At 68.5% G+C, this 15,639-nt stretch carries 13 protein-coding genes and 2 tRNA genes; 11 read left to right on the forward strand and 4 right to left on the reverse strand.

What is annotated here, in order from left to right; genetic code table 11:
• Positions 1-27 precede the first annotated feature (27 nt).
• From recF to ACWD02_RS27145, 6 genes are all read left to right on the forward strand, one after another.
• Positions 28-1,149: a DNA replication/repair protein RecF gene (gene recF / locus ACWD02_RS27120; RefSeq protein ID WP_451215034.1), complete on the forward strand. Its 1,122-nt coding sequence runs from the start codon at positions 28-30 to the stop codon at positions 1,147-1,149.
• A gap of 22 nt (positions 1,150-1,171) precedes the next feature.
• Positions 1,172-1,735 carry a DUF721 domain-containing protein gene (locus tag ACWD02_RS27125; protein ID WP_451215035.1) on the forward strand — a complete coding sequence of 188 codons (564 nt, stop codon included), beginning with the start codon at positions 1,172-1,174 and terminating at the stop codon, positions 1,733-1,735.
• A 265-nt stretch (positions 1,736-2,000) separates the two neighbouring features.
• Positions 2,001-4,070: a DNA topoisomerase (ATP-hydrolyzing) subunit B gene (gene gyrB, locus ACWD02_RS27130; RefSeq protein WP_451215036.1), complete on the forward strand. Its 2,070-nt coding sequence runs from the start codon at positions 2,001-2,003 to the stop codon at positions 4,068-4,070.
• A 43-nt stretch (positions 4,071-4,113) separates the two neighbouring features.
• Complete coding sequence (gene gyrA, locus ACWD02_RS27135) at positions 4,114-6,714, forward strand: DNA gyrase subunit A (RefSeq protein WP_451215037.1); 2,601 nt, start codon at positions 4,114-4,116, stop codon at positions 6,712-6,714.
• Between the two features lie 18 nt (positions 6,715-6,732).
• The gene (locus ACWD02_RS27140; RefSeq protein ID WP_451215038.1) at positions 6,733-7,440 is read left to right on the forward strand and encodes a DUF3566 domain-containing protein; all 708 of its coding nucleotides are present in this window, start codon (positions 6,733-6,735) and stop codon (positions 7,438-7,440) included.
• Between the two features lie 340 nt (positions 7,441-7,780).
• Positions 7,781-7,854, forward strand: a tRNA-Ile gene (locus tag ACWD02_RS27145).
• Positions 7,855-7,951: 97 nt separating this feature from the next.
• Here the strand turns inward: ACWD02_RS27145 and ACWD02_RS27150 are convergent.
• Positions 7,952-8,281 carry a DUF6344 domain-containing protein gene (locus ACWD02_RS27150; RefSeq protein WP_451215039.1) on the reverse strand — a complete coding sequence of 110 codons (330 nt, stop codon included), beginning with the start codon at positions 8,279-8,281 and terminating at the stop codon, positions 7,952-7,954.
• 336 nt (positions 8,282-8,617) lie between these two features.
• Here ACWD02_RS27150 and ACWD02_RS27155 point away from each other — a divergent pair, with 336 nt between their 5' ends.
• Both ACWD02_RS27155 and ACWD02_RS27160 read left to right on the forward strand, forming a co-directional pair.
• Positions 8,618-8,746, forward strand: a complete 129-nt coding sequence (locus ACWD02_RS27155; RefSeq protein WP_003999697.1) for a DLW-39 family protein — start codon at positions 8,618-8,620, stop codon at positions 8,744-8,746.
• Positions 8,747-9,004: 258 nt separating this feature from the next.
• Entirely contained in the window at positions 9,005-10,444 is a 1,440-nt protein-coding gene (locus tag ACWD02_RS27160; protein WP_451215040.1) for a hypothetical protein, read from the forward strand.
• Position 10,445: 1 nt separating this feature from the next.
• Here the strand turns inward: ACWD02_RS27160 and ACWD02_RS27165 are convergent, their stop codons facing one another.
• Positions 10,446-11,966: a serine/threonine-protein kinase gene (locus ACWD02_RS27165; protein WP_451215041.1), complete on the reverse strand. Its 1,521-nt coding sequence runs from the start codon at positions 11,964-11,966 to the stop codon at positions 10,446-10,448.
• Between the two features lie 49 nt (positions 11,967-12,015).
• Positions 12,016-12,564, reverse strand: a complete 549-nt coding sequence (locus tag ACWD02_RS27170) for a helix-turn-helix domain-containing protein (RefSeq protein ID WP_160506124.1) — start codon at positions 12,562-12,564, stop codon at positions 12,016-12,018.
• 183 nt (positions 12,565-12,747) lie between these two features.
• Between ACWD02_RS27170 and ACWD02_RS27175 the strand changes: the two genes are divergently transcribed.
• A tRNA-Ala gene (locus ACWD02_RS27175) sits at positions 12,748-12,820 on the forward strand.
• Between the two features lie 83 nt (positions 12,821-12,903).
• Here ACWD02_RS27175 and ACWD02_RS27180 read toward each other — a convergent pair.
• On the reverse strand, positions 12,904-13,626 hold the full coding sequence (locus tag ACWD02_RS27180) for a DUF5324 family protein (protein ID WP_451215042.1): 723 nt from the start codon (positions 13,624-13,626) through the stop codon (positions 12,904-12,906).
• 251 nt (positions 13,627-13,877) lie between these two features.
• Between ACWD02_RS27180 and ACWD02_RS27185 the strand changes: the two genes are divergently transcribed.
• A complete protein-coding gene (locus tag ACWD02_RS27185) occupies positions 13,878-14,411 on the forward strand; it encodes a peptidylprolyl isomerase (RefSeq protein ID WP_365826896.1) in 534 nt (177 codons plus the stop codon).
• Positions 14,412-14,527: 116 nt separating this feature from the next.
• The gene (locus ACWD02_RS27190; protein ID WP_451215043.1) at positions 14,528-15,424 is read left to right on the forward strand and encodes a rhomboid family intramembrane serine protease; all 897 of its coding nucleotides are present in this window, start codon (positions 14,528-14,530) and stop codon (positions 15,422-15,424) included.
• Positions 15,425-15,639: the final 215 nt, after the last annotated feature.

The following is a 15,639-nucleotide window of genomic DNA, read 5'->3' on the forward strand; positions in this document are numbered from 1 at the left end:
GGAAGCCGGGGGAGGTCGGCGCACACCATGCACGTCACGCATCTGTCGCTGGCCGACTTCCGCTCGTACGCCCGGGTCGAGGTCCCACTCGATCCGGGCGTCACCGCGTTCGTGGGCCCCAACGGCCAGGGCAAGACGAACCTCGTGGAGGCCGTCGGCTACCTCGCCACGCTCGGCAGCCACCGGGTCTCCTCGGACGCCCCGCTGGTGCGCATGGGCGCCGAGCGTGCCGTCGTCCGGGCCGCGGTCCGGCAGGGCGAACGCCAGCAGCTGGTCGAGCTCGAACTCAATCCGGGCAAGGCCAACCGCGCCCGAATCAACAGGTCCTCGCAGGTCAAACCCCGTGACGTGCTGGGAATCGTGCGCACGGTGCTGTTCGCTCCCGAGGATCTCGCGCTGATCAAGGGCGACCCGGGTGAGCGCCGGCGGTTCCTCGACGAGCTGATCACGGCACGTTCTCCGCGCATGGCGGGCGTGCGCTCCGACTACGACCGGGTGCTGAAGCAGCGCAACACCCTCCTGAAGTCCGCCGCCCTGGCGCGGCGGCACGGCGGGCGCTCCATGGACCTGTCCACACTCGACGTCTGGGATCAGCACCTCGCGCGCGTGGGCGCCGAACTGCTCACGCAGCGGCTCGACCTGATCGCCGCGCTGCAGCCGCTCGCCGACAAGGCGTACGAACAGCTGGCGCCCGGCGGCGGCCCCGTCGCCCTTGAGTACAAGCCGTCCGCGCCGGGCGAGGGCCATACGCGCGAGGCTCTGTTCGAGCAGTTGATCGCCGCACTCGAAGAGGCCCGCAAGCAGGAGATCGAGCGCGGAGTGACGCTGGTCGGCCCGCACCGCGACGACCTGCTCCTGAAGCTGGGCCAGCTCCCCGCCAAGGGGTACGCGAGCCATGGCGAGTCCTGGTCGTACGCCCTGTCGCTGCGCCTCGCCTCGTACGACCTGCTGCGCGCCGAGGGCAACGAACCCGTGCTCGTCCTGGACGACGTGTTCGCGGAGCTCGACGCGCGCCGCCGGGAGCGGCTCGCGGAGCTGGTGGCGCCGGGCGAGCAGGTCCTGGTCACGGCCGCGGTGGAGGACGACGTGCCGGGCGTGCTCGCCGGGACGCGGTTCGCGGTGGCCGACGGCGCGGTGGAGCGCGCATGACGCGCCTGAGCAGGGAGCGCGCATGAGCGCCGAAGAGCCCGCCAAGGGCACGCCTCAGGACGCTCCCAAGGAGACGCCGAAGACGCCCGAGCCTTCCGGCGTCGACCTCGCCCGGGTCGCCCTGCGCGCCGCCAAGGAACAGGCACGCGCGCGTGGAGACGCCGCCCAGCAGAAGAAGCAGGCCCGTAGAGGCGGTCTTCGCTCCGGCGCGCGCGCCGACGGGCGTGACCCGCAGCCGCTCGGCTCCGCCATCAACCGTCTGATCACCGAGCGCGGCTGGGAGACCCCGGCCGCGGTCGGCGGTGTGATGGGCCGCTGGCCGCAGATCGTCGGCGAGGACCTGGCCAACCACTGCGTGCCACAGCGCTACGACGAGAACGAGCGCGTCCTGACCGTCCAGTGCGATTCCACTGCCTGGGCGACGAACCTGCGCCTCCTGGCCCCGCAGCTGGTCGCGCGCCTCAACGAGGACCTCGGCCACGGCACCGTGCGCCTCATCAAAGTCCTTGGTCCCAGCGGCCCCACGCGGCGCTTCGGACCCTTGCGCGCGCCGGGCAGCACGGGCCCCGGGGACACCTACGGCTGAGGCCGTACCGAGTGGTAGCTCAAGGTTGACACCTCGAAGCGCTGAGTGCCGCTGTGAGCCTCTTAGGGCCCCGGGCCGCATATGGGGAGTCGGGCGACTCCGGTTCAGGACGGCACATGCGGACTCAGGTACCGGCAAACCCCCATCACTGTCGGCGCTACCGGTAGACTGGAAGCTAATCGCGTCCCACGCGTGGGACGCATCGAAAAACGCTGACTATCGCTGAACGACGCAGCCGCTCCGGCCAACGCCGGATGCTTGGCTTGTGCTGTGCCAGAAAGGGCGCTTCGTGGCCGATTCCGGCAACCCCAACGAGAACATCCCGTCTACCGTCGCTGGCGAGAACGGCGAGGTCACAGCCTTGTACGACGCCAGCGCGATCACCGTCCTCGAGGGTCTGGACGCGGTCCGCAAGCGGCCTGGCATGTACATCGGGTCGACCGGTGAGCGCGGCCTGCACCACCTCGTGCAAGAGGTCGTCGACAACTCAGTCGACGAAGCCCTCGCCGGGCACGCGGACACCATCGACGTCACGATCCTCGCCGACGGCGGCGTTCGCGTCATCGACAACGGCCGAGGCATCCCGGTGGGCATCCACCCCGTCGAGAAGAAGCCGGCCGTCGAGGTCGTGCTCACGGTGCTGCACGCGGGCGGCAAATTCGGCGGCGGCGGATACGCGGTCTCCGGTGGTCTGCACGGCGTCGGTGTCTCCGTGGTGAACGCACTGTCGACGAAGCTCGCCGTCGACATCAGGACCGACGGCTACCGCTGGACCCAGGACTACAAGCTGGGCGTGCCGACGGCCCCGCTCGCCAAGCACGAGCCGGTCGAGGACTCGGGCACCACGGTCACCTTCTGGGCCGACCCGGACGTCTTCGAGACGACCGAGTACTCCTTCGAGACGCTGGCACGGCGCTTCCAGGAGATGGCGTTCCTCAACAAGGGTTTGACCATCAAACTCACTGATGAGCGCGACTCGGCGAAGGCGACGGCGGGTGCGGACTCGGCCGAGGCCACCGACGACGAGGCCGCCGAGGCCCGCACGGTGACGTACCACTACGAAGGCGGCATCGTCGACTTCGTGAAGTACCTCAACTCCCGCAAGGGAGAGATGATCCACCCGACCGTCATCGACGTCGAGGCCGAGGACAAGGAGCGCATGCTCTCGGCCGAGATCGCGATGCAGTGGAACTCGCAGTACACCGAAGGTGTCTACTCCTTCGCGAACACGATCCACACGCATGAGGGCGGTACGCACGAGGAGGGCTTCAGGGCCGCGCTGACGGGCCTGGTCAACCGGTACGCGCGCGAGAAGAAGCTGCTGCGCGAGAAGGACGACAACCTCACGGGTGAGGACATCCGCGAGGGCCTGACGGCCATCATCTCGGTGAAGCTGGGCGAGCCGCAGTTCGAGGGCCAGACCAAGACCAAGCTGGGCAACACGGAGGCGAAGACCTTCGTGCAGAAGGTCGTGCACGAGCACCTCACGGACTGGTTCGACCGCAACCCGAACGAGGCTGCGGACATCATCCGCAAGGGCATCCAGGCCGCCACGGCCCGCGTCGCCGCCCGCAAGGCGCGCGACCTGACCCGTCGCAAGGGCCTGCTCGAATCGGCCTCGCTGCCCGGAAAGCTCAGCGACTGCCAGTCGAACGACCCGACGAAGTGCGAGATCTTCATCGTCGAGGGTGACTCCGCCGGTGGTTCGGCGAAGTCCGGTCGTAACCCGATGTACCAGGCGATCCTGCCCATCCGAGGCAAGATCCTGAACGTCGAGAAGGCGCGGATCGACAAGATCCTGCAGAACCAGGAAGTCCAGGCCCTCATCTCGGCCTTCGGCACGGGTGTGCACGAGGACTTCGACATCGAGAAGCTCCGCTATCACAAGATCATCCTGATGGCGGACGCCGACGTCGACGGTCAGCACATCAACACCCTGCTCCTGACGTTCCTGTTCCGCTTCATGCGGCCGCTCGTGGAGTCGGGGCACGTCTACCTGTCGCGCCCGCCGCTGTACAAGATCAAGTGGTCCCGTGACGACTTCCAGTACGCCTACTCCGACCGTGAGCGTGACGCGCTGGTCGAGCTCGGCCGGCAGGCCGGCAAGCGCTTCAGGGACGACTCGGTCCAGCGCTTCAAGGGTCTCGGTGAGATGAACGCCGAGGAGCTGCGGATCACGACGATGGACCAGGACCACCGCGTTCTCGGCCAGGTCACCCTGGACGACGCGGCACAGGCCGACGACCTCTTCTCGGTGCTGATGGGAGAGGACGTCGAGGCACGGCGCTCGTTCATTCAGCGCAACGCCAAGGACGTCCGCTTCCTCGACATCTGAGTCGGCCCGTACAAGCCGCACCTCGAAAGGACTTTGACCAGCAATGGCCGACGAGAACACCCCTGTGATGCCCGAAGAGGAGCCCGCCGTTCCCGGCGTGGGCCTGCGTGTCGAGCCCGTCGGGCTCGAGACGGAGATGCAGCGCTCCTACCTCGACTACGCGATGTCCGTCATCGTGTCGCGCGCGCTGCCCGACGTGCGGGACGGCCTGAAGCCCGTGCACCGCCGCGTCCTGTACGCGATGTACGACGGCGGATACCGCCCCGAGAAGGGCTTCTACAAGTGCGCCCGCGTCGTCGGCGACGTCATGGGCACCTACCACCCGCACGGCGACTCCTCCATCTACGACGCCCTGGTCCGCCTGGCCCAGCCGTGGTCGATGCGGATGCCCCTCGTGGACTCCAACGGCAACTTCGGCTCCCCGGGCAACGACCCGGCGGCCGCCATGCGGTACACCGAGTGCAAGATGGCGCCGCTGGCCATGGAGATGGTCCGTGACATCGACGAGGAGACCGTCGACTTCACGGACAACTACGACGGCCGCAACCAGGAGCCGACGGTCCTGCCGGCGCGCTTCCCGAACCTGCTGATCAACGGCTCGGCGGGCATCGCGGTCGGCATGGCGACGAACATCCCGCCGCACAACCTCCGCGAGGTCGCGGCGGGCGCGCAGTGGGCCCTGGAGCACCCGGACGCCTCGCACGAGGAGCTGCTCGACGCTCTTATCGAGCGCATCAAGGGCCCCGATTTCCCCACCGGCGCACTAGTAGTGGGCCGAAAAGGCATCGAGGAGGCGTACCGCACGGGCCGTGGCTCCATCACGATGCGCGCGGTCGTCGCGGTCGAGGAGATCCAGAACCGCCAGTGCCTGGTGGTCACCGAGCTCCCCTACCAGACCAACCCCGACAACCTCGCGCAGAAGATCGCCGACCTGGTCAAGGACGGCAAGGTCGGCGGCATCGCCGACGTCCGCGACGAGACGTCCTCGCGCACGGGCCAGCGCCTCGTCGTCGTCCTGAAGCGTGACGCGGTCGCCAAGGTCGTGCTGAACAACCTCTACAAGCACACCGACCTCCAGTCGAACTTCAGCGCCAACATGCTGGCCCTGGTCGACGGCGTGCCGCGCACCCTCTCCCTGGACGCGTTCATCCGCCACTGGGTGACGCACCAGGTCGAGGTCATCGTCCGGCGCACGAAGTTCCGGCTGCGCAAGGCCGAGGAGCGGGCTCACATCCTGCGTGGCCTCCTGAAGGCCCTGGACGCGATCGACGAGGTCATCGCGCTCATCCGGGCCAGCCAGACGGTCGACGTCGCGCGTGAGGGCCTGATGGGCCTGCTCTCGATCGACGAGATCCAGGCCAACGCCATCCTCGAGATGCAGCTGCGCCGGCTCGCCGCCCTGGAGCGCCAGAAGATCGTCGCCGAGCACGACGAACTCCAGGCGAAGATCAACGAGTACAACGCGATCCTGGCCTCGCCCGAGCGGCAGCGCCAGATCATCAGCGAGGAGCTCGCGGCGATCGTCGACAAGTTCGGCGAGGACCGCCGATCGGCGCTCGTGCCCTTCGACGGCGACATGTCCATGGAGGACCTGATCGCCGAAGAGGACATCGTCGTCACCATCACGCGCGGCGGCTACATCAAGCGCACCAAGACGGAGGACTACCGCTCGCAGAAGCGCGGCGGCAAGGGCGTGCGCGGCACGAAGCTGAAGCAGGACGACATCGTCGACCACTTCTTCGTGTCGACGACCCACCACTGGCTCCTGTTCTTCACGAACAAGGGCCGGGTCTACCGCGCGAAGGCATACGAGCTCCCGGACGCCGGACGGGACGCCCGTGGTCAGCACGTGGCGAACCTGCTCGCCTTCCAGCCGGACGAGCAGATCGCCGAGATCCTCGCGATCCGTGACTACGAAGCGGTGCCCTACCTGGTTCTCGCCACCAAGGGCGGCCTCGTGAAGAAGACCCCGCTCAAGGACTACGACTCGCCTCGCTCGGGCGGTGTCATCGCCATCAACCTCCGCGAGACGGACGACGGCAAGGACGACGAGCTGATCGGTGCCGAACTCGTCTCCTCCGAGGATGATCTGCTGCTCATCAGCAAGAAGGCGCAGTCGATCAGGTTCACGGCGACGGACGACGCGCTGCGCCCCATGGGCCGTGCGACGTCGGGCGTCAAGGGGATGAGTTTCCGCGGTGGCGACGAACTGCTCTCGATGAATGTCGTCAGGCCGGGTACTTTCGTCTTCACCGCAACCGATGGTGGATACGCAAAGCGCACCAACGTCGACGAGTACCGCGTCCAGGGTCGTGGTGGCCTCGGGATCAAGGCCGCCAAGATCGTGGAGGACCGCGGAGAGCTCGTGGGCGCGCTGGTGACGGAGGAGACCGACGAGATCCTCGCCATCACCCTGGGCGGCGGTGTGATTCGTACGCGAGTCAACGAGGTCAGGGAGACGGGCCGTGACACCATGGGCGTCCAACTGATCAACCTGGGCAAGCGCGATGCCGTGGTCGGTATCGCTCGTAACGCCGAGGCCGGGCGCGAGGCTGAGGAAGTCGACGGAGACATCGTCGTCGAATCGGCCGACGGCGAACCGGCCGTCGGTACGGACGAGGGCACGGAGTCCGCGGCCGAGTAGCGCGAGGAGAGAGTCATCGTGAGTGGAGCCACGGGCGCCGGGGCAAGTGGAACCGGCCCAGCCGGTACAGACGGTGTCCGTGGCTCCGCCACTGATTCTCCCGACTCGCATGAGTCCCGTGGATCCCAGGGGGGAACCGTGACCGACACCCGAGGGCCGCAGCCGGCTCAGTCAGCGCAGTACGCCGACGGGTCCCAAGGGGGCCAAGGGTCCCAGAACGCCACCGGTGCTCTGCCCGGTGAGCGCCAGCCCCAGCAGCAGACGTCCCAGCCGTACCACCCGCCGCAGGCCTATCAGCAGGGTTCCCAGACGGGTTCCGTGCGCAGGCCGCGGACGGGTGCACGCACGACGCCTCGTACGCGCAAGGCGCGGCTGCGGGTGGCCAAGGCCGACCCGTGGTCGGTGATGAAGGTCAGCTTCCTGCTCTCCATCGCGCTCGGCATCTGCACGATCGTCGCGGCCGCCGTGCTGTGGATGGTCATGGACGCCATGGGCGTCTTCTCCACGGTGGGCGGCACGATCTCGGAGGCGACGGGCTCGAACGAGTCCAACGGCTTCGACCTGCAGTCCTTCCTGTCGCTGCCCCGCGTCCTGATGTTCACGACGATCATCGCGGTCATCGACGTGGTCCTCGCCACGGCGCTCGCGACGCTCGGCGCCTTCATCTACAACCTCTCCGCGGGCTTCGTGGGCGGCGTCGAGCTGACGCTGGCCGAGGACGAGTAGTTCTTGTGGTTCCTGTAGTTCCTGTAGTTCTTGCAGTTAGTTCCTCGGCTCTCTTCTTGTAGCGCCTTCTCCGAGTAGCGCTTCCTCCGAGCTTTACGGCCCCCCGGCGTTCAACGCCGGGGGCCGTCGCGGTCTGGGTCCTCCCCTGTGGGGGGCGGGGTCCCGGCGTAGGGATCGGCCTGATCAGGGTGGGGTCCTGGCGTGGGGATCGGCCTGTACAGGGCGGGGCCCTGGCGTGTGCACCGGCTCGTGCGGTGCCCGCGGAGGTATCGATTTTGGGACTGGCCCGCACGTGCGCTAATCTTCAGAGGTCAGCGCGCGGGACACACCGCAGCGCGGCGGGGCTATAGCTCAGTTGGTTAGAGCGCATCCCTGATAAGGATGAGGCCACAGGTTCAAATCCTGTTAGCCCCACAGACACGAAGAAGACCCGCAGCCCGTATCGGCTGGGGGTCTTCTTCGTGTCTGTGGGGTCCCTGGGGGGACTGCGGCCTGGGCGGCCGGGGTGTGACTACGGCTCCGCGGCGAGCCCGCCCGGATGGGCCTCGGCCTCAACGGCCGTCTCCGTGTCGTCCGTGGGGAGGTGGCGGCAGCTGGGGGATGATCCGTGGGCCTCGGCGCGGATGCGCTGCTTCATCGTGGGCGGCAAGGACCGTTCGTACGCTGCAGCCCAGTAGGCCGCGAGTGGGGCCGTCATGGTCGGCGTGCTCTTGCACGTTTCCGTGGCCTGCTGTACCGGCGTGGCCGCCGTTGCCGTCGTGGTGAATCCCAGCGTGGCGAAGAGTGCGAGGAAGGCGGTGATGAGCGTGGTCCACAGCTTCATGGCCTTGGAGCCGGTCATGGCTTCTCACTTTCGGGTTGGGCGATTTGCGTACTTTCCTCATCATGTGTATGTCGAGCCGAGAGTGAAGGACCGACGCTCGTGGCGCGTCGATGTTCAGATGAACACCACCCGTATGGCCGTAAAAGGCCCCTGGAGGGCCTGGGAGAGGTCCGGGTGAGGTCGGGAGCGGTGAACGCCGCGTCGGGTCGTGAGGCGCCGGAGAGCGGCGACGCCCGATTCGACTGCTGTGATCGGGGCGGGAGTTGAGGTCGATCCAGGTCACCGATCGGTATCGATCGGTGTGTATAGTCGGGCGCCAGAGGTCCCTTACGTCAAGAAAGACGAGGTCGCGCGGTGAAGAAGCTTCTCCTGGTCGCACTGGCCGCCATCGGCGGGCTCCTCGTGTACCGCCAGATCCAGGCGGATCGCGCCGAGCAGGATCTGTGGACGGAGGCGACTGACTCCGTGCCCACGGGTTCGTGAGTACCGACAACAGTCTCTTAACAAGGCCCCGGCCGCTTTTGCGGCCGGGGCCTTGTGCTGTCCGGTTCCTGACTCCCGGCTCCTGGTTCCCAGCTCCCGGGATCCGGCTGTCCGACCGGCCGTGGTGCAGGATCTTTCCGGCCGGCTGGCGCTCGGGTTTGCTCACGCAAGCATCACCTTGCGTGAGCAAAGGTTGTCGTGTCCCCGCGTGGGCATAGTGCGCGGGACGACTGGGGCTCAGGGGAGGGGTGGCACGTGATGGGGCGGCTGCACGAAGGCCGGGCGATACCGGCCGTGGGGGTGGCGCTGTGTGCGGTGCTGTGCGCGGTGGCGGCGTCTCCGGGGGTGGCTGTGGCCGTGGCGGCGTCTCCGGGGGTGGCCGTGGGCGCCGCGGAGGGGCCGTCGGACCCGGCTCCCAGCCCGTACGCCTTCGCCGAGCGGGCCGTGCCGGTCGACGGCGCGCAGACCAGCATGAACAGCGCGCGCCTTACGCCCGGAGCGACGTACAAGAGCTCCCTCGCACGCGGTGCCAAGCTCTACTACCAGCTGCAATTAGACGCCCGCGAGACCGTGTACGTATCCGCCACCGCCGTTCCGGGGCTCGACGCGAAGGTCGCCTACGGGGACGGCGTAGAGGTGTCCTTGCAGGACGCGAACGGCAACAACTGCAACTCCGGAGACGCCCGGTTCGGTACGTCACAGAGCCCGCGGCCCATCTCCGCCTCGGCGGTACGGGCGGTCGGCCCCGCCGACAACCGGTGCAAAGTGGCCGGAACGTACTACGTGGTGGTCGAGCGGAACAGTGACCCGGGCTCCAGTACGGAGACGTGGGACACGGAGCTTCGCGTCGTGTCGGAGCCCGGCGTGGACAAGAACGCCCCTACGACGCCGCCCCGGTCGTGGAACTCAGCCTCGCCCACGCCACCCGGTGGTGCGCGCAAGGAGCGCAAGGGCGGCACGGGCTTCAATGATGCGCGTGCGCTGGGGACAGGCGTCTGGGGCGACCGGATCGAGCCCGGCCAGACCCTCTTCTACCGTGTGCCGGTCGACTGGGGGCAGCAGATCTCCGCCAGCGCCGAGCTGGGCAGCGCGAGCGGGGGCGGGGGCGAGTACGTGACGTCGGCGCTCGTGATGTCACTGGCCAATCCCGTGCGCGAACGCATCGACGACGCCACCACGGCCTACGACGGCCGGCAGAAGACGGCAACGCTGGACCCGCTGGCTCCCGTGGCCCACGAGAACCGCTACTCCCCGATCGACGACGTGGCCGGAACACGGTTCGCCGGGTGGTACTACCTCTCGGTCCATCTGAATCCGCAGGTCACCCGGGAGTTCGGCAAGGGGCCGCTGGACCTGACGCTGCGGGTGAACGTCGACGGCGCGGCGAAGGCGGGGCCCGCGTACGTGGGGACGGCGCGGCCCGCCGGTGAGTTCGGCGTCACGGGTGAGGACAAGGATGCGGCGTCGCGGGGGGAGTCGGATGCCGGGGGCGGCAGCGGGGACGGGGCCAGTAACAGCGACGGTGCCAGTGGCAGTGGCAGTGGCAGTGGCAGTGACAGTGACGTCATGAAAGTGGTTGCCGCCGGGGGGTTCGGGGCCGGGGCCTTGCTGCTGATGATTTTGGGTGCGTGGACGCTGATCGGGCGGCGGAGGGCTGCCGCTGCGGCCCACGGGCGGTACGGGCCGCCACCGACGTAGTTCAGATCTGAGTGAGGGCCCAGATTCCCACCGCGAAGCACGCCAGGGCGGCCAGCAGCATCGGGATCGCCACCTTCGCGGGCGGCCCCGGTCGTTTCTGCCGGTGCGCGACGGGTCGGCGCTGGAGTGGAACCTGCGGGGCTTGAGCGGTGTATGGATAAGTAGGGGCGGATACGTGGTGCGCCGGAGTCATCACGGACGGTGAGAATGCGTACGCCGGGAGTTGCGCCGGGAGTTGCGACGGGTGTGGTGCCGGGGACTGAGCCGGAAGGTGAACAGGGGCGGGGGCAGGAGCGGGTGCCGGAGCCGGAGCCGGGGGCGGCGCTGAGATCGGGTGGGGGGAAGGGACATGAGGGGATTGAGCAGGGGGTGGAGGTGGCGTTGCGGGCTGTTGCTCCTGCGCGGGGGTGGCCTGCGCGGGGGCCTCTTGCGCCGGTGTCCCTTGCGACGGCGTGGACTGTGGGGGCGGTGGTGGTGGCGTGAGCGGGAAGCTGCCGGTCCGGGGCGCGGAGCGGGGCGGGGGCGGAACGGAGGGCGGAACCGAGACCGAGGACGGAACCGAGGACGAGATCGAGGATGGAGCCGAGGACGAGATCGAGGATGGAGCCGAGGGCGGAGCGAAGCCCGGCTGCGGTGGGGCCGTGAGAGGGCCGTCGGGTCCGAACCCCTGGGGAAGCGGGCCCAGTTGGTCGAATATCTCCACGACCTCGTCATCGGGACCCGGCTCGGGAAGCAGCTCGACAGCGGAGTTCAGCGCCTTGCGCGCGCCCGTGGCGGTTCGGAACCGCGCTTGTGGGTCCGGCTGGAGAAGCGTGGCGACGACCTGCCACAACGGCTCCGGAACACCCTGCGGCGCCCCAGGTGTGCCCCGCGCGGCGAAGTGCTCGATCAGGGCCTTGGCATCCGGCTTGGCGCCTTGCAGCAGATAGAGGGCCACGAGGCCCACGGCGAAGAGATCGGCGGTGAAGTCCGGCTCGGCGCCCAGCATTTGCTCGGGCGCGAAGTAGCCGGGCGTGCCCACGACGTAGTTGGTCTCCGTCAGCCGCGGCTCTCCCATCCGCATCGAGATGCCGAAGTCGGAGAGCCGCAGATGCGGGCGCGCGGTGCCGGTGGCCTCGAGCAGGATGTTGGCGGGCTTGATGTCACGGTGCACGACCCCCTCTGCGTGCACCGCGGCGAGCCCGGAGAGCAGCTGGTCCAGGAGCGTGCAGACCAGGCGGGGCGGCAGTGGGCCGTAATCCCCGATCACGTGGGCCAGCGAGCCGCCGGCGACCAAGGCCATGGTGAACAGGACCTTGTCGTCGTCGGCGGCCCAGCTGGCCGGTGCGAGTACATGCGGGTGGTCGATCCGAAGCGCCTGCTCCCGCACGAAGCGCAGCAATGCGTGCGCGTCGCTCTGTTGCAGGACTTTGGCCGCCACATACCGGCGCCGCCGGTGGTCCCAGGCGCGCCAGACCGCTCCGACTCCCCCACGGCCGACCGGGTCGACCAGTTCGTAGCGGCCTGCGAAGACCTCACCCATGGTCGCGCACTGCTCCCCCTCCGGGCCGCCCGGTGGCCCGGCCGACGGCTCAGTTCTGGTGCGCCTCGTAATGGGCGACCGCGTCCGCGGTGCGTCCGGCGCCGTATACCCGGAGGAACTCTGCCAGTTCCGGGTGGGTCGGGGCGAGGGAGTCCGCCGCATCGATGATGTCGCCCGCCGCGGCGACGGAGCGCAGCAGCGACTGGATCTCCCGCACCACGCGTTTCACCGTGGGAGCACCCGAACTCGTCGTCGACTGCGAGGTGTTGGTCAGGACGGAGCCGCCCTGGGACTTCTTGATCTCGTCCATGCGGTCGGTGGCCTCGGCGGCGCTCACACTGCCGTCCGCGACCTGGCCCGCCAGCTCCTGGAGGAGCTGGACGCGCTGGACGACCGCGGGGTTGCCGATCTTGGCGCGCTGTCCGCTCATCAGCTGGGACAGCATGGGCGCCGACAGACCGAGCACGCCGGCGAGGCGTGCCTGGTTGAGGCCCAGATCATCGATGAGACGACGGAAGAGCGCCCCCAGCGGCTCCCCGTACCAGTTCCGCTGGAGCTCTCGTGCTCTCGCGGTCGTCTCTTGTTGTGCGGCGTCCATTGCGTCTCCCCATCGCTTCCCCAAAAACCGTGGTTCGCTGCCGCGAACCACGCCGAGCATCTTACGGAGCGTGGTCGTTCACCGGGACCCCCAATCCTTTTGCGAGATCCGGGGGGAGACCCGGTACTCTGGTCTGCGTTGCCCACCGGAGCGAGATTCCTTCCGGCTGGGTGCACCGTTTTCGGGGCCTTAGCTCAGTTGGTAGAGCGCTGCCTTTGCAAGGCAGATGTCAGGAGTTCGAATCTCCTAGGCTCCACAGAAACGCCGTAGGGCGGGATCACCTCAGCTGAGGTGATCCCGCCCTACGGCGTTCATCAGTGGTGCAGTGGTGCAGTGGCGTCAGCGCACGTCGTCGCGGTTCGCGGCCTCGGACTCGGCCTGCTTGGCCTGGACCTCGGGGTCGAGGGAGGCCTGACCGCTGCCGTCGACCGAGGTCAGCGGCGCACTGTCGGGGACCTCCGTCGCCGCCGGCGGCTCGACGAGCCAGTCCGGGTTGGCCTGCTTGTCCCACCACTTCCAGGCGGCGACCGCACCGCCGGCCACCACGCCAAGGACCACGAGGCCCTTGGCGAGACGTCCGGCGCGGGCCCGGCGGTTGTGCTTGCGGGTCAGCCGCTGGATCTCCTTGGGAGAGACCTCGCCGCGCAGTGCCGCGAGTGCCGCGGCACCGCGGGACGCCGCCTCGTCACGGACGGGCTGAGCCGCGGCCATGGCGTGCTCGATCCGCGGCTTCGAGTAATCGGCGGCCTGCTGGGCTGCCTTGCGGGTCTGCTTGGCTGCCTTACGGGTGCGGACAGCGGCTTCGTGCGCGGCGTGGTCGACCTTCGGCGGCACATGCGCACGGGCCTGCTCGATGCGCGGGCCGACATGAGCGCCGTACTGCACACGGGCTTGCTCGGCGGCCTGCGACACCTTGGGCGCGAGGCGTGCGCGGCTTTCGTGTGCGTAATGGACGGCCTGCTCCTTGGCCGTTCCGGCGTAAGGGGCCACCGCCTCCGCGGCATGCCGCACGCTGTCCTTAGCCGAACCGGTCGCGGCGCGCACGCTGTCGATGCGGGTCACAGGATCCTCCTCCTCGGTGGCTTATAGGTATGTCACCTTTCCACCCTTTCAAGGATCATGCCTTCCGGATGGTTCCGAGGCATGACGCAGCCGGGCATCCGGGTGCGATCATTCTGATCAAATCGGTACAAGCGGAGTGCTTTGCCGACAATGCCACGGATCGTCGCGGCGCGCGCCCACTCGGTGACTACTCGTCGGAATCCGGTCCATGGGAGGATCGGGACGTCATAGAAGACAACGGAAGGCAGACCGTGGCCGAGCAGCTTTACGCCACCCTGAAGACCAACCGAGGCGACATCGAGGTGCTGCTGCACCCCAACCACACGCCGAAGACGGTCAAGAACTTCGTCGAGCTCGCCCAGGGCGAGCGCGAGTGGGTTCACCCGGAGACCGGAAAGAAGACCACGGACCGGCTCTACGACGGCACTGTCTTCCACCGCGTCATCAGCGGCTTCATGATTCAGGGCGGCGACCCGCTGGGCAACGGCACGGGCGGCCCCGGCTACGAGTTCGAGGACGAGTTCCACCCCGACCTCGCCTTCGACAAGCCGTACCTGCTCGCCATGGCCAACGCGGGCCCGGGCACCAACGGCTCGCAGTTCTTCGTGACGGTTTCCCCGACCGCGTGGCTCACGCGCAAGCACACGATCTTCGGCGAGGTCACCGACCCGGCGAGCCAGAAGGTCGTCGACGAGATCGCCGCCACGCAGACCAACCCGCGCACCGACCGCCCGGTGAACGACGTGGTCATCGAGTCCGTCGTCATCGAGACCCGCGCCGCCTGACACCGGCGCACCCCGCGAGGGAACCAAACCGCCCCGCCCATCCGTAAGGAAGGGCGGGGCGGTGCGTTCGCTACGCGCGCGTAGCTGTGCCTTCGTACGGACATTGAGGGGACCCCATGGACCAGGCACCAGGAAGCCCGCAGGGGCCACAGGACGCAGCGAACCTGCCCGGCTGCTACCGGCATCCGGATCGCGAGACCGGCATCAGCTGCGCCCGTTGCGAGCGGCCGATCTGCACGGACTGCATGATCAGCGCGTCGGTCGGCTTCCAGTGCCCCGAGTGTGTGCGCGAGGGCTCGGGCACCGGACACGCGCCCGCGGCGAACCAGCCGCGCACCATCGCCGGTGGCTCGATCGCCACGGACCCGCGTCTTGTCACCAAGATCCTGCTCGGCCTGAATGTCGCGGTGTTCATCGCCGTCCTCGCCGTGGGCGACCGCCTGGTCAACGAGCTCGTCCTGATCGGGGCGTGGCCGCCCGAGCCCTGGGTGCCGACGGAAGGCGTCGCCGAAGGCCAGTGGTACCGCCTGGTCACATCGATGTTCACGCACCAGGAGATCTGGCACATCGCGTTCAACATGCTCGGCCTGTGGTGGCTCGGCGGCCCCCTGGAGGCGGCGCTCGGCCGCGCCCGCTATCTCGCGCTGTACGTGTTGTCCGGCCTGGCGGGCGGCGCGCTGACCTACGTCGTCGCGGACTCGGACCAGGCCTCGCTCGGGGCGTCCGGGGCGATTTTCGGGCTGCTCGGTGCGACCGCGGTCCTGATGCGGCGCCTGAACTACGACATGCGCCCCGTCATCGCGCTGCTCGCGCTGAACTTGCTCTTCACCTTCACGTGGAGCGGCATCGCCTGGGAGGCGCACGTAGGCGGCCTGATCGCCGGCGTCGCGATCGCGTACGGGATGGTGCACGCGCCCCGCGAGCGGCGGACGCTCGTGCAGTGGGGGACCTGTGCGGTGGTGCTGGCCGTGGTCCTCGCAGCCGTGCTCGTCAGGACCGCTCAGCTCGTCTGACGGTCGCCGATGACGTGCGACGACCGAAGTTGTCCACAGCGTGTGCCCACGCTTGTGCATTCCGTGGGGAACAACAGTGCCCCTTGTCGCTGACCTGGGTTTCCCCAGGAAGGACAAGGGGCCTGCGAGGGCTTGCGGGCGATCAGCCAGTCATACCGGCGTCAACGCCACGAGGGTTATCCACAGATCGTCTTTCTTTTCCCCAGACAGTGCCG

This window comes from Streptomyces sp. NPDC002853 (genome assembly GCF_053591915.1).

Bases quoted from the DNA above. Each gene is read 5' to 3' on its own strand.
- ACWD02_RS27190 (WP_451215043.1), top strand. From the start codon at position 14,528: ATGGACCAGGCACCAGGAAGCCCGCAGGGGCCACAGGACGCAGCGAAC.
- recF (WP_451215034.1), top strand. From the start codon at position 28: ATGCACGTCACGCATCTGTCGCTGGCCGACTTCCGCTCGTACGCCCGG.
- ACWD02_RS27125 (WP_451215035.1), top strand. From the start codon at position 1,172: ATGAGCGCCGAAGAGCCCGCCAAGGGCACGCCTCAGGACGCTCCCAAG.
- ACWD02_RS27170 (WP_160506124.1), bottom strand. From the start codon at position 12,564: ATGGACGCCGCACAACAAGAGACGACCGCGAGAGCACGAGAGCTCCAG.
- gyrA (WP_451215037.1), top strand. From the start codon at position 4,114: ATGGCCGACGAGAACACCCCTGTGATGCCCGAAGAGGAGCCCGCCGTT.
- ACWD02_RS27150 (WP_451215039.1), bottom strand. From the start codon at position 8,281: ATGACCGGCTCCAAGGCCATGAAGCTGTGGACCACGCTCATCACCGCC.
- ACWD02_RS27165 (WP_451215041.1), bottom strand. From the start codon at position 11,966: ATGGGTGAGGTCTTCGCAGGCCGCTACGAACTGGTCGACCCGGTCGGC.
- ACWD02_RS27160 (WP_451215040.1), top strand. From the start codon at position 9,005: ATGGGGCGGCTGCACGAAGGCCGGGCGATACCGGCCGTGGGGGTGGCG.